We start from the raw sequence: 14,941 nt of genomic DNA, 5'->3' as shown, positions 1-14,941 counted from the left end.
TTTCTGCGCGCGTCTACTCTTAGGTCCGGAATAGTCCGATTTGAGGAGCCACATGAAAACCGTAGACAGAAGGACATTGCTGACATCAGGTGTAGCCACGCGCGCGATCTCTGCGCTTCCGCGATCAGAAGCGCAAAGCACCACATCTGCAGGACCGTTCAAGGTTGGCGCCGAGGAAGGCCGTCCCGGCGGCCTTTGGTTCGTCCATGGCGAGAAGACCTTTTTCACGAAGGTGTCAGGTGCAGACGTGGGTAAGCGGTACGCAATTATCGAGGCCCACACTCCGCCGGGACTCGGACCCGAATTGCATATTCATCCTCTTCAAAACGAGATGTTCTTCGTACTGAGGGGAAGCATCGGAGTGCAGTGTGGCTCGGACCACACGGTCCTGAATACAGGTGATAGTTTCATGGCTCCCGCGGGCGTTCCACATGCTTTTGTGGCTTTGGGAACAGAGCCCGCTCACACACTGTTCCTTTTCGACCCGGCCGGAGACATGGAAGCGTTCTTCGCGGACTATTCCACCGTGATCGATGTAGAGGGCGAACCTGACCGAAAGAAGCTCATGGAAGTGAATGCAAAACACGGAATCAAAGTGGTGGGGCCGCCGCTCAAGGCCGCAGGCTTTGCCTCCTGACAGCTCGGTTTGCTCCGGGCAAGCGGAATACGGTGAACGGTGCCTGGATAGGAGGTCCTGGTAAACGCCGTTTCCGTCAGTGTTGTGGATCCCTGACGAGAAGCCCACTTCGCGGTTAAGCCGCGTAGGAATCGGCTGCGATGCGACTCCCGAGTCCGCGTAACCGAGCAGTGACTTCTGGGAAGCGCAGGACTGCGATGATCCAGATGAACATCTCGATGCCCGTGGGGAATCCGATGGGCTCATGATGCTGTAAGTGTGTCGCGATCGCGCCACCCATGTATGAACTCAGAAGCAGGAAACCCAGAATGGCAGTTCGCGGAAAGACGAAGAGAATAGCGGAGGCGAGTTCAATGATGCCGAGGACGCGGTAAGCTTCGGCTGATAGCCCAAAGGAAGCGCCCATCGCAAGCGCGTGCTGGCTTCCTATGATCTTGTCTGTCGCCGAGGCTCCGAGTAGAAGAAGGTTCAAGACGGCCAAGGTCCAGCCCAGAATGTTTCTTGCTTTCGTGCTCATCGTGCGTCTCCTTGGTAGATCGAGGACCGGGTTTCGTTTTGGTTGTATGAAGTTCACGCCTGCCGAAGCAGCCATGAATCATCTATGTCCGCTTGCTCTTCTCAGTGGAAGCGGTCTTGCTCCACTCAAGCACCTCTGCAGGCCAGGCGTGCATTGATTTCTGAACGACTTCGCGCAGCTCGCTACGCGAACTTCCGGAAGCACCACGAACCGTTATCCCCAGAGCGACTGTCGTGTAGTAGCGAGCGAGAGCAGCGCAGTCTGTGCTGGCAGGAAGCTCTCCCATCTGTTGCGCCTTCAAGAACCGCTCTTCGAGCATTCGCTCGCCCTGGCGAGTATGTTCGGCTGCGGCATCTCTTACCTCAGGATCATTTGCCATCGTCGCCTGCGTGTACATGCAGCCGCGCGGACCAGAACTACAGGTGGAGACATTGACGGAGCCATCAAGCAGCGCTTTCACAACGGCTCGCGCGGTTGGAAGCCTGAAGGCTCGTACCGCAAAGGAGTTTGGCCCCTCGGAATAGCGGGCCAAGGCTGCCTCAAAAAGGCTTTGCTTGTCACTGAAGGCCGCATAAAGACTGGGTTTCGTAATGCCCATTAATGCTGCGAGTTCGGCCAGCGATGTACCGTCATAGCCCTGCTCCCAGAACAGGTGCATGGCCTTATCCAAGGCCTCGTCAATATCGAATTCGCGGGGACGCCCGGCTTTCTTGGCAGCGACCTTCGGCGCTTCAATCGTTTGTTTTCCACGACTCATATTTGTGCAGCTTTCCGGTTGAACTTGACTCACACGATTAATTGTATTCTATTCCGTATAGAACACAAAGGAGAAATTCATGGACAGAGCAATCGAACATAATCGTCTGCGCAGCAGTAAGAGGAAGGGCGAATGAAAGTCTTTCTCACAGGCGCTACGGGCTATATCGGCAATGTGGTAGCGGAAAGACTTCAGGTAGCAGGTCACGAAGTTTTGGGACTTGCGAGATCCACTGAAGCGACAACAACACTGCAGGACCGTCACATCACCCCCGTCCCCGGACGTCTCGACGATTTAAGCGCTCTGACCGCTGCGGCACGCTCAGCAGATGCAGTCATCCACGCCGCCTTCAAATTAGGAGCGGACATCGATGCCTCCGTTTCTGACGAACGACGTGCTGTCGCTGCCCTGATCGACGGAGTGCGGGGGACGGCGAAAGCCCTCATCTTCACAAGTGGGACCGCCGTTCTTGGCGACACAGGCTCCCGAATTTTCGAAGAGGACACTCCTATCGCACCGCATCCGTTCCGGGGGCGTTTGGAAACCGAAACGCTCCTCCTTGAAACGAAAGATATTCATGGAATCGTGTTGCGGCCGCCCAATGTTTACGGGAGAGGCGATGGTCATGGAGTCGTGTCGATCCTTCGTCACGTTGGACGTCAGCTACGAAAAGTGCCCTACGCGACAGGCAGCGGAGACCACCTCTGGTCGTTTGTTCATGTCGAGGATCTAGCCGAACTTTACTTGCTGGCGCTGACGAAATCTCCTCGTGGCGAACGCTTCCATGCAGGTGCTCAGTCTCGCCTTCGGACTCAAGCGATTGCGGGAGCAGTAAGCCGGGGCATCGGGCTCTCGGGCACCGCAACCGAAGTTCCACTCGAAGAAGTCCGAACCCTTTTTCCTGTTCCGCCGTTGGCAGACTACTGGGCCTCGAACAGCCAATCTTCTGCCGACAAAGCCAAGCGTCTTCTCGGTTGGCATCCGGAGCACCTTGACATGCTTCACGATGTCGCGACACAACAACTTCCCGCAACCGACTAACACCCCGAAGCGGCTAATGAAAGGAAATCGAGAATGAGCAAACTATCAGGAAAAGTAGCAGTCGTCACAGGAGCATCACAGGGTATCGGAGCTGGCATCGCAAAGTCGCTTGCAGCGGAAGGCGCATCGGTGGTCGTCAACTACCTGAAGAACAAAGACAGTGCGGATTCCGTTGTGGAGTCGATCGTCGCGAGCGGTGGCAACGCGATCGCGTTCGGAGCGGATGTTTCAGAACCCGAAGGTGCGGAAGGTCTTATCGACGCTGCGATCAAGAGCTTCGGACACCTCGACATCCTGGTGAACAACTCCGGCGTGTATGAGTTCGCGCCGCTGGAAGCGATCACACTCCAATCGTATGACCGCGTGTTCAAGACCAATGTCCTCGGTGTTGTGCTCACCACCCAGGCAGGGGCCAAGCAAATGACAAACGGAGGAAGCATCATCAATGTTGGCTCGAACATCACGAGAATGCTGATGCCAACATCCGCTATCTACGCCGGCAGTAAGGCCGCAGTAGATGCCATCACTCGCGTTCTGAGTAAAGAACTCGGGCCTAAGAAAATTCGCGTCAACTGCGTCATGCCTGGACCGGTTGATACCGAGACTTCCCGGGCCATGGGCGGTGGAAACTCTGAGCAGATGAAGATGATCATCGGTATGACACCGCTCGGTCGCATCGGTCAGCCGGAGGACATCGCTTCGGTTGTAACGTTCCTCGCGTCAGAAGATGCGGCGTGGGTCACCGGAGCCTTGTTGCTGAATAGCGGTGGCCTCTGATTCCAGTCGTCGTGCAGCCAAATGCGGCCCCACCTGACGAATCAATCCCGTCAGGTGGGGCGCAGAGACCAGTTCTCTTCTGGAACTTCGACGAGATTGATGAAGACATCTTCCCGCTTAATCTCGATGGATCTGTGCAATCCGTCGGCAACAGCTTTATAGAACCGTTTTTTAAGCTCAAGACCGATTCGAACACCGAGTGTGATCTGAATGAAGACGCAGTCATCGGTTCGGTGAATCCCGAGATAGTTGCGGTCAAACGGCATCTGATCGACAGAATGCACGTTGATAGTCTCGAACCAATTGTGCTTAGGAACCTTGAGGACATTCAACAGCGAGCGGCGTACAACCTCTCCGACCGCTCTCTGATATTGCGTAGACTTCCCGACGACCATATCAATCCGAACTAGAAGCGCAGACGGTCCGGAACTCGTGCTTACCCCCTGGCTATCAGTCAATGACGAACGCACAGTCGGTGGCCGTAGAAGCGCTTGTGCTCGCCGGGTGGTCCAGGCCAGCAAGGTCGCTGCAAGCACTCGAAGTAGAGATCGTCTTTCCATGGCATAGACTTCCTCCTCTATCTGGCGCGATGGGCAGTCGCCTTGGGGCGACGCTGAATCACTTACATCTTGGCGGTTCAGCATAGCGATGTATAAACCTCGCTAGCTCGTCTTAGTGCAGTGTCGGCTTGCGCCATATTGGGCGGGATCGGCGGGCACACCATTAAACTGCCTCCTTATACTGATGTATATGCATCAGTAAAACATACGCAAGCTTTTGGTGGTATGACGCTACCAAAGCCCGTCAAATAAGGAGATGAACCACATGGCAAATAACCCCTCAATACTGCAGGCACTCCTAAGCACTGAATCCTCAGCTGCCCTGCCTCGAATCTCGGCCGCACAGCTGCTGAACGCTCCCGAGAACAAGGCACTCAAAGAGTTATGGACTGAAGCGCCAACCCACCCTGGAGAGTTTGCAGGCAAGAAGATCGCAGTGATCTCTACGGATGGAGTCGAAGAGATCGAACTCACAACAGTCCTGCATCATTTCAGGTCGCGGGGAGCATCTGTGGACCTGATCGCTCCAAAGAAGCCATCGTATCCCAACTATCTTGGCCTACAGATTCCAGAGCAGCGGGCAACGCATATCGTCACCATTCACTACATCGAAACAGCAGGCTGGATTGCCTTCGATAAGACTCTCGATCAAGTGTCCGTCTCTGACTATGACGCATTCATCATCCCCGGAGGGAGTTGGAATCCCGACACCTTACGTGCTGATTCGAAAGTCACCGGCATCATTAGCGCAGCTGCGAAGGCGGGAAAGATCGTGGCCGCGATTTGTCATGGCCCTTGGGTTTTGTCCGACGCGGGCGTTCTGAAAGGCAAGCGCGCTACTGCCTGGTGGTCGACGCGCCCGGATTTGGAGAATGCCGGTGCTACGTATGTGGATGAGCCGGTAGTGGTCGACGGAAATGTCGTGACGTCACGTGCTCCCATCGATCTGGCACCTTTGTTGATGCCATAGGGGCGTTGCTACGTAAGAGCTAGTTGCCGCACCAGCGCAGTTCGCTAAAAACGCGGGATCGGTCTTTACGACCGATCCCGCATGGCTTTTGAGGCCGCCCCAGCCGTACGGGTGCGTTGGGTCGCGAATCCATGACGATTTCGTTTCTCAGGAGTCAGTGATAACGTATTGATGTGTACTCCTCTAACAAGCCGGATTCGATACCTTGCACCTGCACTACCGTCAAGAAGCTTTCCCGCGTCTTAGGAAAGTCCTACGATGCGGCACTCAGTGAAGCAGGGATCAATATCACGCAACTAGCGGTCCTCCGTTGTATATCAAGACGGAGCGGTGAGCCACTATCGCATGTGGCTGATGAACTTGAGATGGACCGCACCTCTCTCTACAGAGCAATCGCTCCCATGGAGCGTGACGGCTGGATCTCTATCGAAGACGGAAATGATGCTCGTTCTCGAACCGCCAAGCTGCTGAGAAAAGGAAACTCAGTCCTGAAGAAGGCCGATAAGGGCTGGGATGAAATTCAGTCGAAGATCCTCGGCCGCTTCGGGAAGGATGAGTGGCTGACGCTTGTCTCCGCCCTGAACCGTCTCGCGGATTGCGCTCTGGATTAGGCGGATTGGCTTCCCAGAACGCTCGGAGGCGCCGAGCGGCAGGTCGCTAGGCGTATTGCGCCTCGCCATTCCCGAAAGACCAATTCTCCTTCGGAACCTCGACAAGGCTGATGAACATGTCTTCGCGTCGAAGATTGACTGCATCGTGCAGCCCATCGGCAACAGCCTTGTAGAAGCGTTTCTTCTGTTCGACATCACGCCCCGCATTGAGCGTGATCTGGATGAAGATGCAGTCGTCAGTACGGTGGACGCCCTGATAGTCCCGATCGAACGGCATCTGCTCCAAAGGGTGTTCCGTGATGACCTGGAAACGGTCATGCTCAGGAACATTCAAAGCGTAGAGCAGAGCTTGATAGACGACCTCACCAACCTTCTGTTGATAGTCCTTCGATTTTCCAGAGACCAAATCGATACGAACGAGCGGCATAAAAACCTCCTCTGTCTGCGTGACATCTACCTTCTGTGGTAGAGGCCAAGTGCTTTAACCATGGCAGCGCATTGGACATCGCTGCCAAAGGGATGATGTGTATGCATCAGAATGGTAGCATCTATTTATCTGTTGATCTCGTTCAACCTGAAAGGGCCAACTTGAAAATACGATCGGCGAAGAAGAAGCAGCTGCACTACGCGTGGGTTGTGGCAAGCGTGACCTTCCTGATACTTCTGGTGACCGCCGGAGTTCGGGCTACTCCGGGCGTGCTCATCGTTCCCCTTGAGTCGGAGTTCGGTTGGACGAGTGCCTCGATCTCTACTGCCATTGCGATCAACCTCGCGCTCTACGGTTTGATCGGTCCTTTCGCCGCTTCGCTAATGGAACGATTGGGCCTCAGACGGATCACTCTTATGGCCCTGAGTCTGCTTGCTATCGCAGTCGGTTTGACTACGCTTATGACGCGGCAGTGGCAACTCATTCTGTTATGGGGCATCTGTGTCGGCTCTGGAACCGGGTTCACAGCGACCGTGCTGTCCGCTGTGGTCATGAATCGCTGGTTTGAAAAGAACCTGGGTGTTGTTCTCGGTGCCCTGACCGCTGCGGGGGCAACAGGCCAGCTTCTTTTCCTTCCACTCATGGCAAGAGTGGTCGAGCGTTCGGGCTGGAGGCTGATGGCACTTGGTGTTTCAGGCGCAGCGATCATCGTCTTCCTTATCGTGCTGTGGCTCATGAGAGACAACCCCTCTGATGTGGGCCTCGTTCCTTATGGGGCAACGGACAAACCAGATGCTGATCATTCGGCGGAACCAATGCTGCGTCCGCTGGCGGCGCTTCGCCTTGCCTCTCGTTCATCGGCCTTCTGGGTGCTGGCCGGCAGCTTCTTCGTCTGCGGAGCAAGTACCAATGGTCTCATCGGGACACACCTCATCGCAGCGTGTCATGACTATGGAATCCCGGAGGTTCGCGCGGCAGGATTGTTGGCCGTCATGGGCATCTTCGATATTTTCGGCACGACCGCATCGGGCTGGCTGAGTGACCGGATGCCAAGCCGCTACCTCTTGCTCGCCTACTATTGCCTCCGAGGACTCTCACTGATCTATCTTCCTCACACCCTGGCAAACGGTCATTCTGGCCTGAACTGGTTTGCAATTTTCTATGGACTTGATTGGGTGGCGACTGTGCCGCCGACCGTAAGGCTCGTCACCGATTGCTTTGGTCGGGTAAACACTGGGGTGATCTTTGGATGGGTCGCTGCTGCGCATCAACTCGGCGCTGCGCTGGCCGCTGTGGGTGCTGGGCTCATACGCACGCGCGCTGGCGACTACCATGACGCATTCTGGATAGCTGGAGGATTCTGCTTCCTAACCGGGATTTCGTTCCTCTTCGCGGCCCGCTCGTTGCGAGGTAGGATAGACCCTTCAATATCGAGCGCTCAGCCGGTGACGACATAGCATCAGGCCGGATGAAACAGTCGGTTCTGTTACATTCGCTGGACTTGCAAGGTGTAGTGGGTTGATACGCAATCACCCAGCGTTCATATCCTGCGAAGTCTCGATCCAACAAAACTCTAGGCTATGGAAGGAACTCGACAGTCGAACGCAGTCGACTGTCGAGGCCACCGGCTTCATTGGCATCAGATTTGTGCGACACCACCATCGACGAATATCTCCGTTCCAGTGATGTAGCTGCTGTCATCACTCGCGAGAAAGACCACGGCCTTAGCGACCTCATCGGCTGTACCAAACCGGCCCAGTGGCACACTGCCCGAAGACTCGATATTTTCGCGGATCTCTGTCACGGCACTTGAATGCCACGGCGCGGTGTCGATATAGCCGGGACTCAACGCATTCACACGGATACGGCGTTCCTTCAGGTCCGATGTCCAGCTTCGTGCGAACGAACGGACAGCGGCCTTTGTAGCGCTATACACACTCCAGTTGGCAAAACCCTTGCTGGCAACGATGGATGCGTTAAGGATGATCGACCCGCCGTCTGACAGCAACGGGAGTGCCTTCTGGATGGAGAAGAGGAGTCCTTTGACATTGACATCGAAGAGCGAATCGTAGGCCTCCTCCGTTATCTCGCCTAACAGGGTCATGGGCGTAATTCCTGCGTTCGCAAAGACAATGTCGAGTTTGCCCTTCTCGCGTTTGATCTGGGCGAAGAGCTTATCCAAATCGCCAAGGCTGGCCACATCTCCCTTGACACCGGTTACATTGGCACCAATCTCGCTTACAGCAGCATCTAGCTCCGCCTCTCGACGTCCCGTTATGAAGATGTAGGCGCCTTCGGCTACAAACCGCTTTGCGGTCGCAAGTCCGATGCCGCTATTCCCGCCCGTTATGAGCGCAATCTTTCCTTCGAGCTTCCCCATGTAATGTCCTTTCGATTCTTGTTTTACTGCGATGACTTTCAATGACGTTCATCATATCAGCATGATGCATATACATCAGTCGCTACATGAAGGCTACGCAGCGTTCAGCAGAAACACGCGCCGGGATCTGAGTTGCATTGCTAAGGTCGTAGCGCCGCAGGCGGCAAAGGGGAAAAGGCAGGAAGGGGGAACGAGCCCGTTACGAAACTCACCGACCGTTATTTGCGGGACTGAATTGCTGACGACAAGCCGACTTCCCGGTATTGATTCTGCGTCAGTGAGTGCATTGGCGATTTGTCACTCATGGAAACACAGCGCGGTCAACAACAAAAATCCGAGATCGCGAGCGTCAAGGTTGAGTCGCACAGGTTGTCGCTGGACCGAGCAAGAGATCGAGTGCATCGTGACTCGCTGTTGATCGGCTTGTTGCCGCTGAGCGTCCAGCCCCCAGCACGATCGTCCCTTCAGAGTATCCCGACTGATTGTTACGGGGGGCTTGAAGTCGGCGGAACATGATCGGCTCCCTCATCAACGAATACCCCCTCATAATCCTTAATTATATTCATCATCGCTACTAAAACTGGACCATAGTCGATGGTGGCGGAAGAATGGCGATGGTGGCCCGAGTAGTCGGCGGCTACGGTCAGTTCTACGCAGTTCATGTCCGGTGCATCATCGCACACGTGACTTTGTCTGACTTTTAGCAATTCGTTATACATCAGCAGAGCGGCGAGAGTCAGCGAACTGCATTCGTCTGTCAGCATCGCCTCCAAGTGAGCGTCCGGTTGCTTTACAACTGCGTAGGCAGCGTCAGACGATGCAGCTTCGTCTCGGAGGCGCCGGAGGGTAGACATTCGGAGTTGGGCGGGCCCTAGGGAGAAGTCGGGTGTCCTCCCGAAGACTGTCCTTACTGCTTTGACGGCGGTCCACTCGGCCCACCGATGGAAAGGTGTTCTATTGAACTTCTCGATTGCTACAGCAGCTAAAGCCATCCTAAGGGCTTCCTGGCGTGGCGAATCAAGTAACCCTGCATCCTTGTTTTCGTGATCCTGACCGGCTACGGTTGCGCACGTTGCAGGTGCGTCAGCGGGGACCGCCTCGTATACATTTTCCGGAGGTGATCCTCCATTCTCGATAACAACAGCACTATTCAAGTACCCTGACCGAGCCAAAATATTGATCGCTACGCGATCTCGAATTAAAAAAGTTTGGCGCCCGTCGATCGTCTCGGGAAGAGTGCCCTGCTTTTCCAATCCCAGAGCTCGGACTGCAATCGGGTGCAAGTCGTCTCCTTGCTCTCCCTTTTCTTCTTTTCCACCCGCGAAGAGAGGGGGCAGGTTGTTATAGTGCGCGGGACCGATAGCAAAACATCCCATGAGGACTGAGGTGCCGACGACTAGAGGAAGCACAAGTCTGACCGGCATATAGCGACTATTGATCGTAAGGGTTCGACGAAGTCGAATCATTTAGTCAAAACTTTCATCGCCGCGGATGCGACACCGGAACTTAGGAGCCAGAGCGCTCCCACGCGCGAGAGTTCGCTGATAGACACCAGCTTGGCATCTTTTCTTTTCCCCTCTAGAGATTCTTTTACAAAGAGGGCACTAAGGAAGCCCAATAAAGCTACATAGCCGTACGAAAGCATGTAAACAAGATAAAGCGCAAAGAAAAGAAGCTTGAGATGGAGAACCTCAGGGTTAGCCAGGAGATCCCAATAAACAATGATGGGCCACGCCGATAAGAATGCGGCCGAGAAGCCTCCCACGAAAATTGTCGGAGACCACTGGAGTTTCAGTCGCCTTGCGAAAACTGAGAGTCTGAATTCGGCGCTGCTCGTATACTTCAAATAAATGAGCCAGCCAACTCCAAAGCCGGAAGCCGCTGGTGCAAGCATCTTGCCGATCAATGCGATCAACTGATTTCGACTCGTCCGGTCAGCGAACAGGGATTGGAAGCTGAAGTAGAACTCGGTCGGAATGATAAGCGAGAGTATGCGGCTGAGAATTAGCACGGAGAATACTGTAGCGACGAATAGCCGTGCGTCGATTAACAAGCGGCGCCGAAAGTACATGTACTTCCCTCAGTCCCTAAATGCGGATTTCCGGATCGACGTTTGAGTCGAAAACCATTCTAATAGTGGCGTTAGATTCTTCGCCAACCGGCTGTCTAGCAAATACAAGGTTGGCCGATGAACCGGCCATTGGCAACAGATTCCCGTCGAGCTCTCGCAACGCTTTACGGTAGCCTACTTCAACGAAACCTTCGAGGCGGACGCATGCACGTGCGAGCGGTGGTCGTAGAGGTATCGAGCTAGTGTTTTCAGGAGAGAAGGAGGATTCTCTGTGATCCACCCGCCTGACGAGATTCGTCCTGACACGCCCTTGTCGTCATTGTCGTCGCGTAGCCGAATAGACGCCTTCTCGGACAGGTGCCTTTCCGTTCTCAGTTGGCGGTAGCAGGCCAATGCACTCATCGAATGTTGCTGGTGCCCGTTCGAGCCGTTACTACCGATAAACGCCCTTCTCGTCAGGTAAGTAAGCAAACAGCAGAAGATCCTCACTTCACAAGCTTCCTCGGCCGAACACTCTCCGCCACCACCAACGAAAGAATCAAAATCCCCGCCGCCACATAAAACGCCATTCCCGGCGCATGAATCACCGCGCCCACCCCAATCGACTTACTAAAAATATAAGTAAACAAACCCGGCCCAACCAGCCCAGCCATCCCCCGCAGACTATTCACCGCTCCCTGCATCTGCCCCTGCTGCGAAGGCCCAACCTCTGCCGACATGATGCTCTGTGCCGAAGGCCACACAATCGACATTAGGTTGAGAATCGGAATCCCCGCCCAAAGCAGCAACCCCGTCTTCGAGTACCCCATCATCACCCACCCAATCGCCCCGCAGATCAGCCCAACCGACATGGCCCCACGCTCACCCAGCACCTTCACCGCCCGCTTCACGAGAAGCGCACCATAAAGCCCCGAAGCGATCCCCACCGCCGCCAGCGATAGGCCCACCGTGCGATCCGACCAGTGATACCGGTAGTCGCAATAGATCACATACACATTCATCAGCGACTGCTGCGCCGTATACCCAAGCAACAACACAGCCGCCATTCCCATCAGCACCTTGCTCTTCCCCAGCAGCGCGACCGACCCCACGGGATTAGCCCTCTTCCAGGAAAACGGGCTCCGATTCTCCTTCTTCAACGACTCCGGCAGCACAAACACCCCATACATGCCGTTCACCAGGCTCAGCCCACCCGCCACCCAGAACGGCAGCCTCGGACTCACGCTCCCCAGAATCCCGCCCACCGCCGGCCCAAGCACAAACCCCATCCCAAACGCTGCGCCAAGCATTCCGAATGCGGAAGCCCTCTTCTCTCGAGGTGTCACGTCGGTCATATACGCCATCGCCGTAGGGACGCTCGAGGCCGTAAGCCCCGAGATCACCCTCCCGACGAACAGCCAAGCCAACGCCGGAGCCCAGGCCATCAGGAGATAATCCAGCCCAAGCCCGAAGTTCGAGAGAAGCACGACAGGTCGTCTGCCGAACCGATCGGAGATCGACCCAAGCACGGGCGAGAACAGGAACTGGATCCCCGCGAAGACCGTTCCGAAGATCCCAAGCATCTGAGCCGCGTTGACTGCGTTCCCGGCCATAAAGCCGGTGATGAGCCTCGGCAGCACCGGCGCGATCATTCCAAGCGCGAGCATATCCAGCGTCACAGTAAGGAAGATGAAGGTTGCCGCCGCTCGCCGTCCTTCGGGAACCTGCGGTGCTGCCAACTTCCCATCGACTGGGCGCACCAGCTCAGGCTCAGCTCCTAACGGGCTGACCTCCATCTCTTCGTTCCCACCTTCACTCATGATTGGGAAAGTCTATCCCACCGCAGGGACGCACACTGTTATCCAGGCCACTCTCATCCTGTAGCATCGAAGCATGCCCCAGGTGGCCACCCCCGAAGAAGCCACGAGCACCCACACGGCCAAGCGTTCCGCCGCGCTCGCGTCCGTCCTCGGAGCCTTCGGCATCACGCTGCTCAAGCTACTCACGGGAATCCTGACCGGCTCCCTTGGTATGCTTTCCGAGGCCGCGCACTCCGGTATCGACCTGATTGCCGCCGCGATCACCCTCTTCTCCGTCGAGGTCTCCGATCGCCCCGCCGACGACGAGCACAACTATGGTCACGGCAAGATCGAGAGCCTCTCAGCCTTCGTCGAAACCGTTCTCATGCTTGCCTCGAGCGTCTGGATCATCTACGAGGCGCTCCACCGCATCGTCGCCCGCTCGCATCTCGTCCTCGAGATGTCTCCGTGGCCCTTCGTCGTCCTTCTGCTGTCCATAGCCGTTGACTTCACCCGTTCGCGCAACCTCCACAAGGTCGCAGCGGAGCATAACAGTGAAGCGCTTGAAGCCGATGCCGTCCACTTCGGCACCGACATCTGGTCGTCTTTTGCCGTTCTCCTTGGCCTCGCGGCAACCTACTGCGGCGAACGATTTCACATCATGGGCCTTGAGCTGGCCGATCCGATCGCCGCCCTGGTCGTGTCGCTCATCATCCTCAAGGTCTGCTATTCGCTCGCCCGCCGGACGATCGACAACCTTCTCGACGCCACCCCGCCAGAGACCCGCGCACAGGTCCGCCGTCAGCTCATCCGCGATCTTCTCGCTATCGACGGCGTGGTCTCGGTCAACCGTCTCCGCACACGGCGCTCGGGTCCGACGTATTTCGCCGATCTGACGCTGGGCATCCCTCGCAACGTCACCTTTCAACGCTCCGAGCAGATCACGATGGCGGCGACACAGGCGGTACAGGATATTTACTCAGGGGCCGACGTCGTCGTTCACTCGGTCCCTACAGCCTCCATCGCCGAATCACTTCACGACCGCATTCGCGCGGTAGCCGCTAGAGCGAACCTCTCCATTCACGACGTCGCCGTCCAGCAGTTCGAAGGCAAGCTCCACGTCGAGCAGCATCTCGAGGTTGACGAGACCCTGCCGCTACGCAAGGCACACGATCTCGTCACGCGGCTCGAAGCCGACATCCGGCGTGAAGTGCCAGCCATCTCGACCATCCTGACCCACATCGAGAGCGAGCCCGCCACCATTGAGCGGCCATCCTCGCTTGAACACGATCGCCAGCTCGAACTTCGGCTCCGCAGCGCCGCGCGCGCTTACCCCGAGATCCTCGACATCCACGAGGTCCTCGTCACCCACATCAACGACCGCATCCAGGTCAACTGCCACTGCACCCTGCCCGACGCCCTGCCCATGTCCGACGTCCACGCCATCATCACGGCGCTCGAAGGTACCTTCAAGCTTGAGAATCCGGAAGTCAGCCGCCTCCTCATCCATCCTGAACCCGCGACTGACAATCGCCGCTGACACGCTCCCCGCTGTAGTCTGTACAGGACCATGAGCACGCAGTTACGCATCAAGCGCCTCTTCAACTTCGCTCTCGGCAGCATGGCCATGATCGCCGTAGCGGTCGTTTCGGCTTTCATCACGATGCGTCTCGCGATCCACGGCCGTGAGGTCGAAGTGCCTGCGCTCGCCGGTCTCAGCGTGGACGACGCCCAGCAGCGCGCCTCTTCAAAGGGGCTCAGTATCAATGTCGAAAACCATTTTTATTCGACGTCGGTGCCGGCAGGACACATCCTCAGCCAGTCACCCTCACCGGGCGAAACGGTTCGACGCGACTGGCAGGTCCGCGTGACCGAGAGCCTTGGGAACCAGCGCGTCGCCATCCCCGACGTCATCGGCCAGTCCGAACGGTCGGCTACTATCGCGCTGCGGCGTCTCTCCCTTGAGCTTGGAACCGTCTCCTACATCCCCACCGACGGGCCGCCTGACACCATCATCGCGCAGACCCCGCCGCCGAACGCCGAGAATATCGATGGGCCGCGGGTGAGTCTGCTCGTCAGCCAGACCGCGGATGCGCAGTCCCCGCAAGCCGTCGTGATGCCGACTCTGACTGGCCTGTCACCTTCGAGCGCCGCCTCCCGCGCTGCTGCGGCTGGCCTTCATGTGGTCGCCAATCAGGATCCAAATGCCGCAGCGCAAGGCGAACCAAATAATCCGAACCCCGCTCCCCAGAGCAACGTCGCCTTCGATGTGCCGGTATACGCGAGCGGGAATGTCATTGGGCAATATCCGGCAGCGGGTCACCGGGTGGTCCGCGGAACCGGCGTCCACCTCACCTACGCCCAGAACACGCCCACGGCACCCGCTCCAGACGCCCCTTCAGCTCAGTAGCATTT

Annotated in this window: 16 protein-coding genes; 8 read left to right on the top strand and 8 right to left on the bottom strand. The window is 56.6% G+C overall.

Annotated features, from left to right (window positions below; translation table 11 throughout):
* The first annotated feature begins 52 nt into the window (after positions 1–52).
* Positions 53–637: a cupin domain-containing protein gene (locus GRAN_RS14320; RefSeq protein ID WP_128913679.1), complete on the top strand. Its 585-nt coding sequence runs from the start codon at positions 53–55 to the stop codon at positions 635–637.
* Positions 638–752: 115 nt separating this feature from the next.
* Here the strand turns inward: GRAN_RS14320 and GRAN_RS14315 are convergent, their stop codons facing one another.
* Positions 753–1,154: a DoxX family protein gene (locus tag GRAN_RS14315; protein ID WP_128913678.1), complete on the bottom strand. Its 402-nt coding sequence runs from the start codon at positions 1,152–1,154 to the stop codon at positions 753–755.
* A gap of 82 nt (positions 1,155–1,236) precedes the next feature.
* Positions 1,237–1,911 (bottom strand): TetR/AcrR family transcriptional regulator, encoded by a 675-nt coding sequence (locus tag GRAN_RS14310; protein ID WP_128913677.1) that lies wholly within the window; start codon positions 1,909–1,911, stop codon positions 1,237–1,239.
* Positions 1,912–2,043: 132 nt separating this feature from the next.
* Here GRAN_RS14310 and GRAN_RS14305 point away from each other — a divergent pair, with 132 nt between their 5' ends.
* Positions 2,044–2,952 carry an NAD-dependent epimerase/dehydratase family protein gene (locus tag GRAN_RS14305; RefSeq protein ID WP_128913676.1) on the top strand — a complete coding sequence of 303 codons (909 nt, stop codon included), beginning with the start codon at positions 2,044–2,046 and terminating at the stop codon, positions 2,950–2,952.
* Between the two features lie 33 nt (positions 2,953–2,985).
* Positions 2,986–3,729, top strand: coding sequence for a glucose 1-dehydrogenase (locus tag GRAN_RS14300; protein ID WP_128913675.1), 744 nt, complete (start codon positions 2,986–2,988; stop codon positions 3,727–3,729).
* Positions 3,730–3,779: 50 nt separating this feature from the next.
* Here the strand turns inward: GRAN_RS14300 and GRAN_RS25910 are convergent, their stop codons facing one another.
* A complete protein-coding gene (locus GRAN_RS25910; RefSeq protein WP_206662765.1) occupies positions 3,780–4,373 on the bottom strand; it encodes a tautomerase family protein in 594 nt (197 codons plus the stop codon).
* Between the two features lie 181 nt (positions 4,374–4,554).
* Between GRAN_RS25910 and GRAN_RS14290 the strand changes: the two genes are divergently transcribed.
* Both GRAN_RS14290 and GRAN_RS26840 read left to right on the top strand, forming a co-directional pair.
* The gene (locus GRAN_RS14290) at positions 4,555–5,259 is read left to right on the top strand and encodes a type 1 glutamine amidotransferase domain-containing protein (RefSeq protein ID WP_161570979.1); all 705 of its coding nucleotides are present in this window, start codon (positions 4,555–4,557) and stop codon (positions 5,257–5,259) included.
* Positions 5,260–5,432: 173 nt separating this feature from the next.
* A complete protein-coding gene (locus GRAN_RS26840; RefSeq protein ID WP_338323441.1) occupies positions 5,433–5,870 on the top strand; it encodes a MarR family winged helix-turn-helix transcriptional regulator in 438 nt (145 codons plus the stop codon).
* 46 nt (positions 5,871–5,916) lie between these two features.
* Here the strand turns inward: GRAN_RS26840 and GRAN_RS14280 are convergent, their stop codons facing one another.
* Positions 5,917–6,297 carry a tautomerase family protein gene (locus GRAN_RS14280; RefSeq protein WP_128913672.1) on the bottom strand — a complete coding sequence of 127 codons (381 nt, stop codon included), beginning with the start codon at positions 6,295–6,297 and terminating at the stop codon, positions 5,917–5,919.
* 101 nt (positions 6,298–6,398) lie between these two features.
* Between GRAN_RS14280 and GRAN_RS14275 the strand changes: the two genes are divergently transcribed.
* Positions 6,399–7,754, top strand: a complete 1,356-nt coding sequence (locus tag GRAN_RS14275) for an MFS transporter (protein WP_128913671.1) — start codon at positions 6,399–6,401, stop codon at positions 7,752–7,754.
* Between the two features lie 182 nt (positions 7,755–7,936).
* Here GRAN_RS14275 and GRAN_RS14270 read toward each other — a convergent pair whose 3' ends face one another.
* The 4 genes from GRAN_RS14270 to GRAN_RS14255 form a co-directional block, all read right to left on the bottom strand.
* Positions 7,937–8,677, bottom strand: coding sequence for an SDR family NAD(P)-dependent oxidoreductase (locus GRAN_RS14270; RefSeq protein ID WP_128914206.1), 741 nt, complete (start codon positions 8,675–8,677; stop codon positions 7,937–7,939).
* A gap of 485 nt (positions 8,678–9,162) precedes the next feature.
* On the bottom strand, positions 9,163–9,441 hold the full coding sequence (locus GRAN_RS14265) for a hypothetical protein (protein ID WP_128913670.1): 279 nt from the start codon (positions 9,439–9,441) through the stop codon (positions 9,163–9,165).
* Between the two features lie 698 nt (positions 9,442–10,139).
* Entirely contained in the window at positions 10,140–10,748 is a 609-nt protein-coding gene (locus tag GRAN_RS14260) for a hypothetical protein (RefSeq protein ID WP_128913669.1), read from the bottom strand.
* 485 nt (positions 10,749–11,233) lie between these two features.
* The gene (locus GRAN_RS14255) at positions 11,234–12,547 is read right to left on the bottom strand and encodes a TCR/Tet family MFS transporter (RefSeq protein ID WP_128913668.1); all 1,314 of its coding nucleotides are present in this window, start codon (positions 12,545–12,547) and stop codon (positions 11,234–11,236) included.
* Between the two features lie 73 nt (positions 12,548–12,620).
* Here GRAN_RS14255 and GRAN_RS14250 point away from each other — a divergent pair, with 73 nt between their 5' ends.
* Entirely contained in the window at positions 12,621–14,066 is a 1,446-nt protein-coding gene (locus GRAN_RS14250) for a cation diffusion facilitator family transporter (protein WP_128913667.1), read from the top strand.
* Positions 14,067–14,096: 30 nt separating this feature from the next.
* Entirely contained in the window at positions 14,097–14,936 is an 840-nt protein-coding gene (locus GRAN_RS14245) for a PASTA domain-containing protein (protein WP_128913666.1), read from the top strand.
* Positions 14,937–14,941 lie beyond the last annotated feature (5 nt).

The organism is Granulicella sibirica, from assembly GCF_004115155.1.
GTDB classification, from domain to species: Bacteria; Acidobacteriota; Terriglobia; order Terriglobales; family Acidobacteriaceae; genus Edaphobacter; species Edaphobacter sibiricus.
This window is presented reverse-complemented; position numbering and strand designations above follow the sequence as displayed.

What these genes read in the sequence shown, in the direction of transcription:
- GRAN_RS14250 (WP_128913667.1), top strand. Translation starts at nt 12,621, where the DNA reads ATGCCCCAGGTGGCCACCCCCGAAGAAGCCACGAGCACCCACACGGCC.
- GRAN_RS14280 (WP_128913672.1), bottom strand. Translation starts at nt 6,297, where the DNA reads ATGCCGCTCGTTCGTATCGATTTGGTCTCTGGAAAATCGAAGGACTAT.
- GRAN_RS14255 (WP_128913668.1), bottom strand. Translation starts at nt 12,547, where the DNA reads ATGAGTGAAGGTGGGAACGAAGAGATGGAGGTCAGCCCGTTAGGAGCT.
- GRAN_RS14265 (WP_128913670.1), bottom strand. Translation starts at nt 9,441, where the DNA reads ATGCTGACAGACGAATGCAGTTCGCTGACTCTCGCCGCTCTGCTGATG.
- GRAN_RS14245 (WP_128913666.1), top strand. Translation starts at nt 14,097, where the DNA reads ATGAGCACGCAGTTACGCATCAAGCGCCTCTTCAACTTCGCTCTCGGC.
- GRAN_RS14310 (WP_128913677.1), bottom strand. Translation starts at nt 1,911, where the DNA reads ATGAGTCGTGGAAAACAAACGATTGAAGCGCCGAAGGTCGCTGCCAAG.
- GRAN_RS14270 (WP_128914206.1), bottom strand. Translation starts at nt 8,677, where the DNA reads ATGGGGAAGCTCGAAGGAAAGATTGCGCTCATAACGGGCGGGAATAGC.
- GRAN_RS14320 (WP_128913679.1), top strand. Translation starts at nt 53, where the DNA reads ATGAAAACCGTAGACAGAAGGACATTGCTGACATCAGGTGTAGCCACG.
- GRAN_RS14275 (WP_128913671.1), top strand. Translation starts at nt 6,399, where the DNA reads ATGCATCAGAATGGTAGCATCTATTTATCTGTTGATCTCGTTCAACCT.
- GRAN_RS14290 (WP_161570979.1), top strand. Translation starts at nt 4,555, where the DNA reads ATGGCAAATAACCCCTCAATACTGCAGGCACTCCTAAGCACTGAATCC.
- GRAN_RS25910 (WP_206662765.1), bottom strand. Translation starts at nt 4,373, where the DNA reads ATGCTGAACCGCCAAGATGTAAGTGATTCAGCGTCGCCCCAAGGCGAC.
- GRAN_RS14305 (WP_128913676.1), top strand. Translation starts at nt 2,044, where the DNA reads ATGAAAGTCTTTCTCACAGGCGCTACGGGCTATATCGGCAATGTGGTA.
- GRAN_RS14260 (WP_128913669.1), bottom strand. Translation starts at nt 10,748, where the DNA reads ATGTACTTTCGGCGCCGCTTGTTAATCGACGCACGGCTATTCGTCGCT.
- GRAN_RS14315 (WP_128913678.1), bottom strand. Translation starts at nt 1,154, where the DNA reads ATGAGCACGAAAGCAAGAAACATTCTGGGCTGGACCTTGGCCGTCTTG.
- GRAN_RS14300 (WP_128913675.1), top strand. Translation starts at nt 2,986, where the DNA reads ATGAGCAAACTATCAGGAAAAGTAGCAGTCGTCACAGGAGCATCACAG.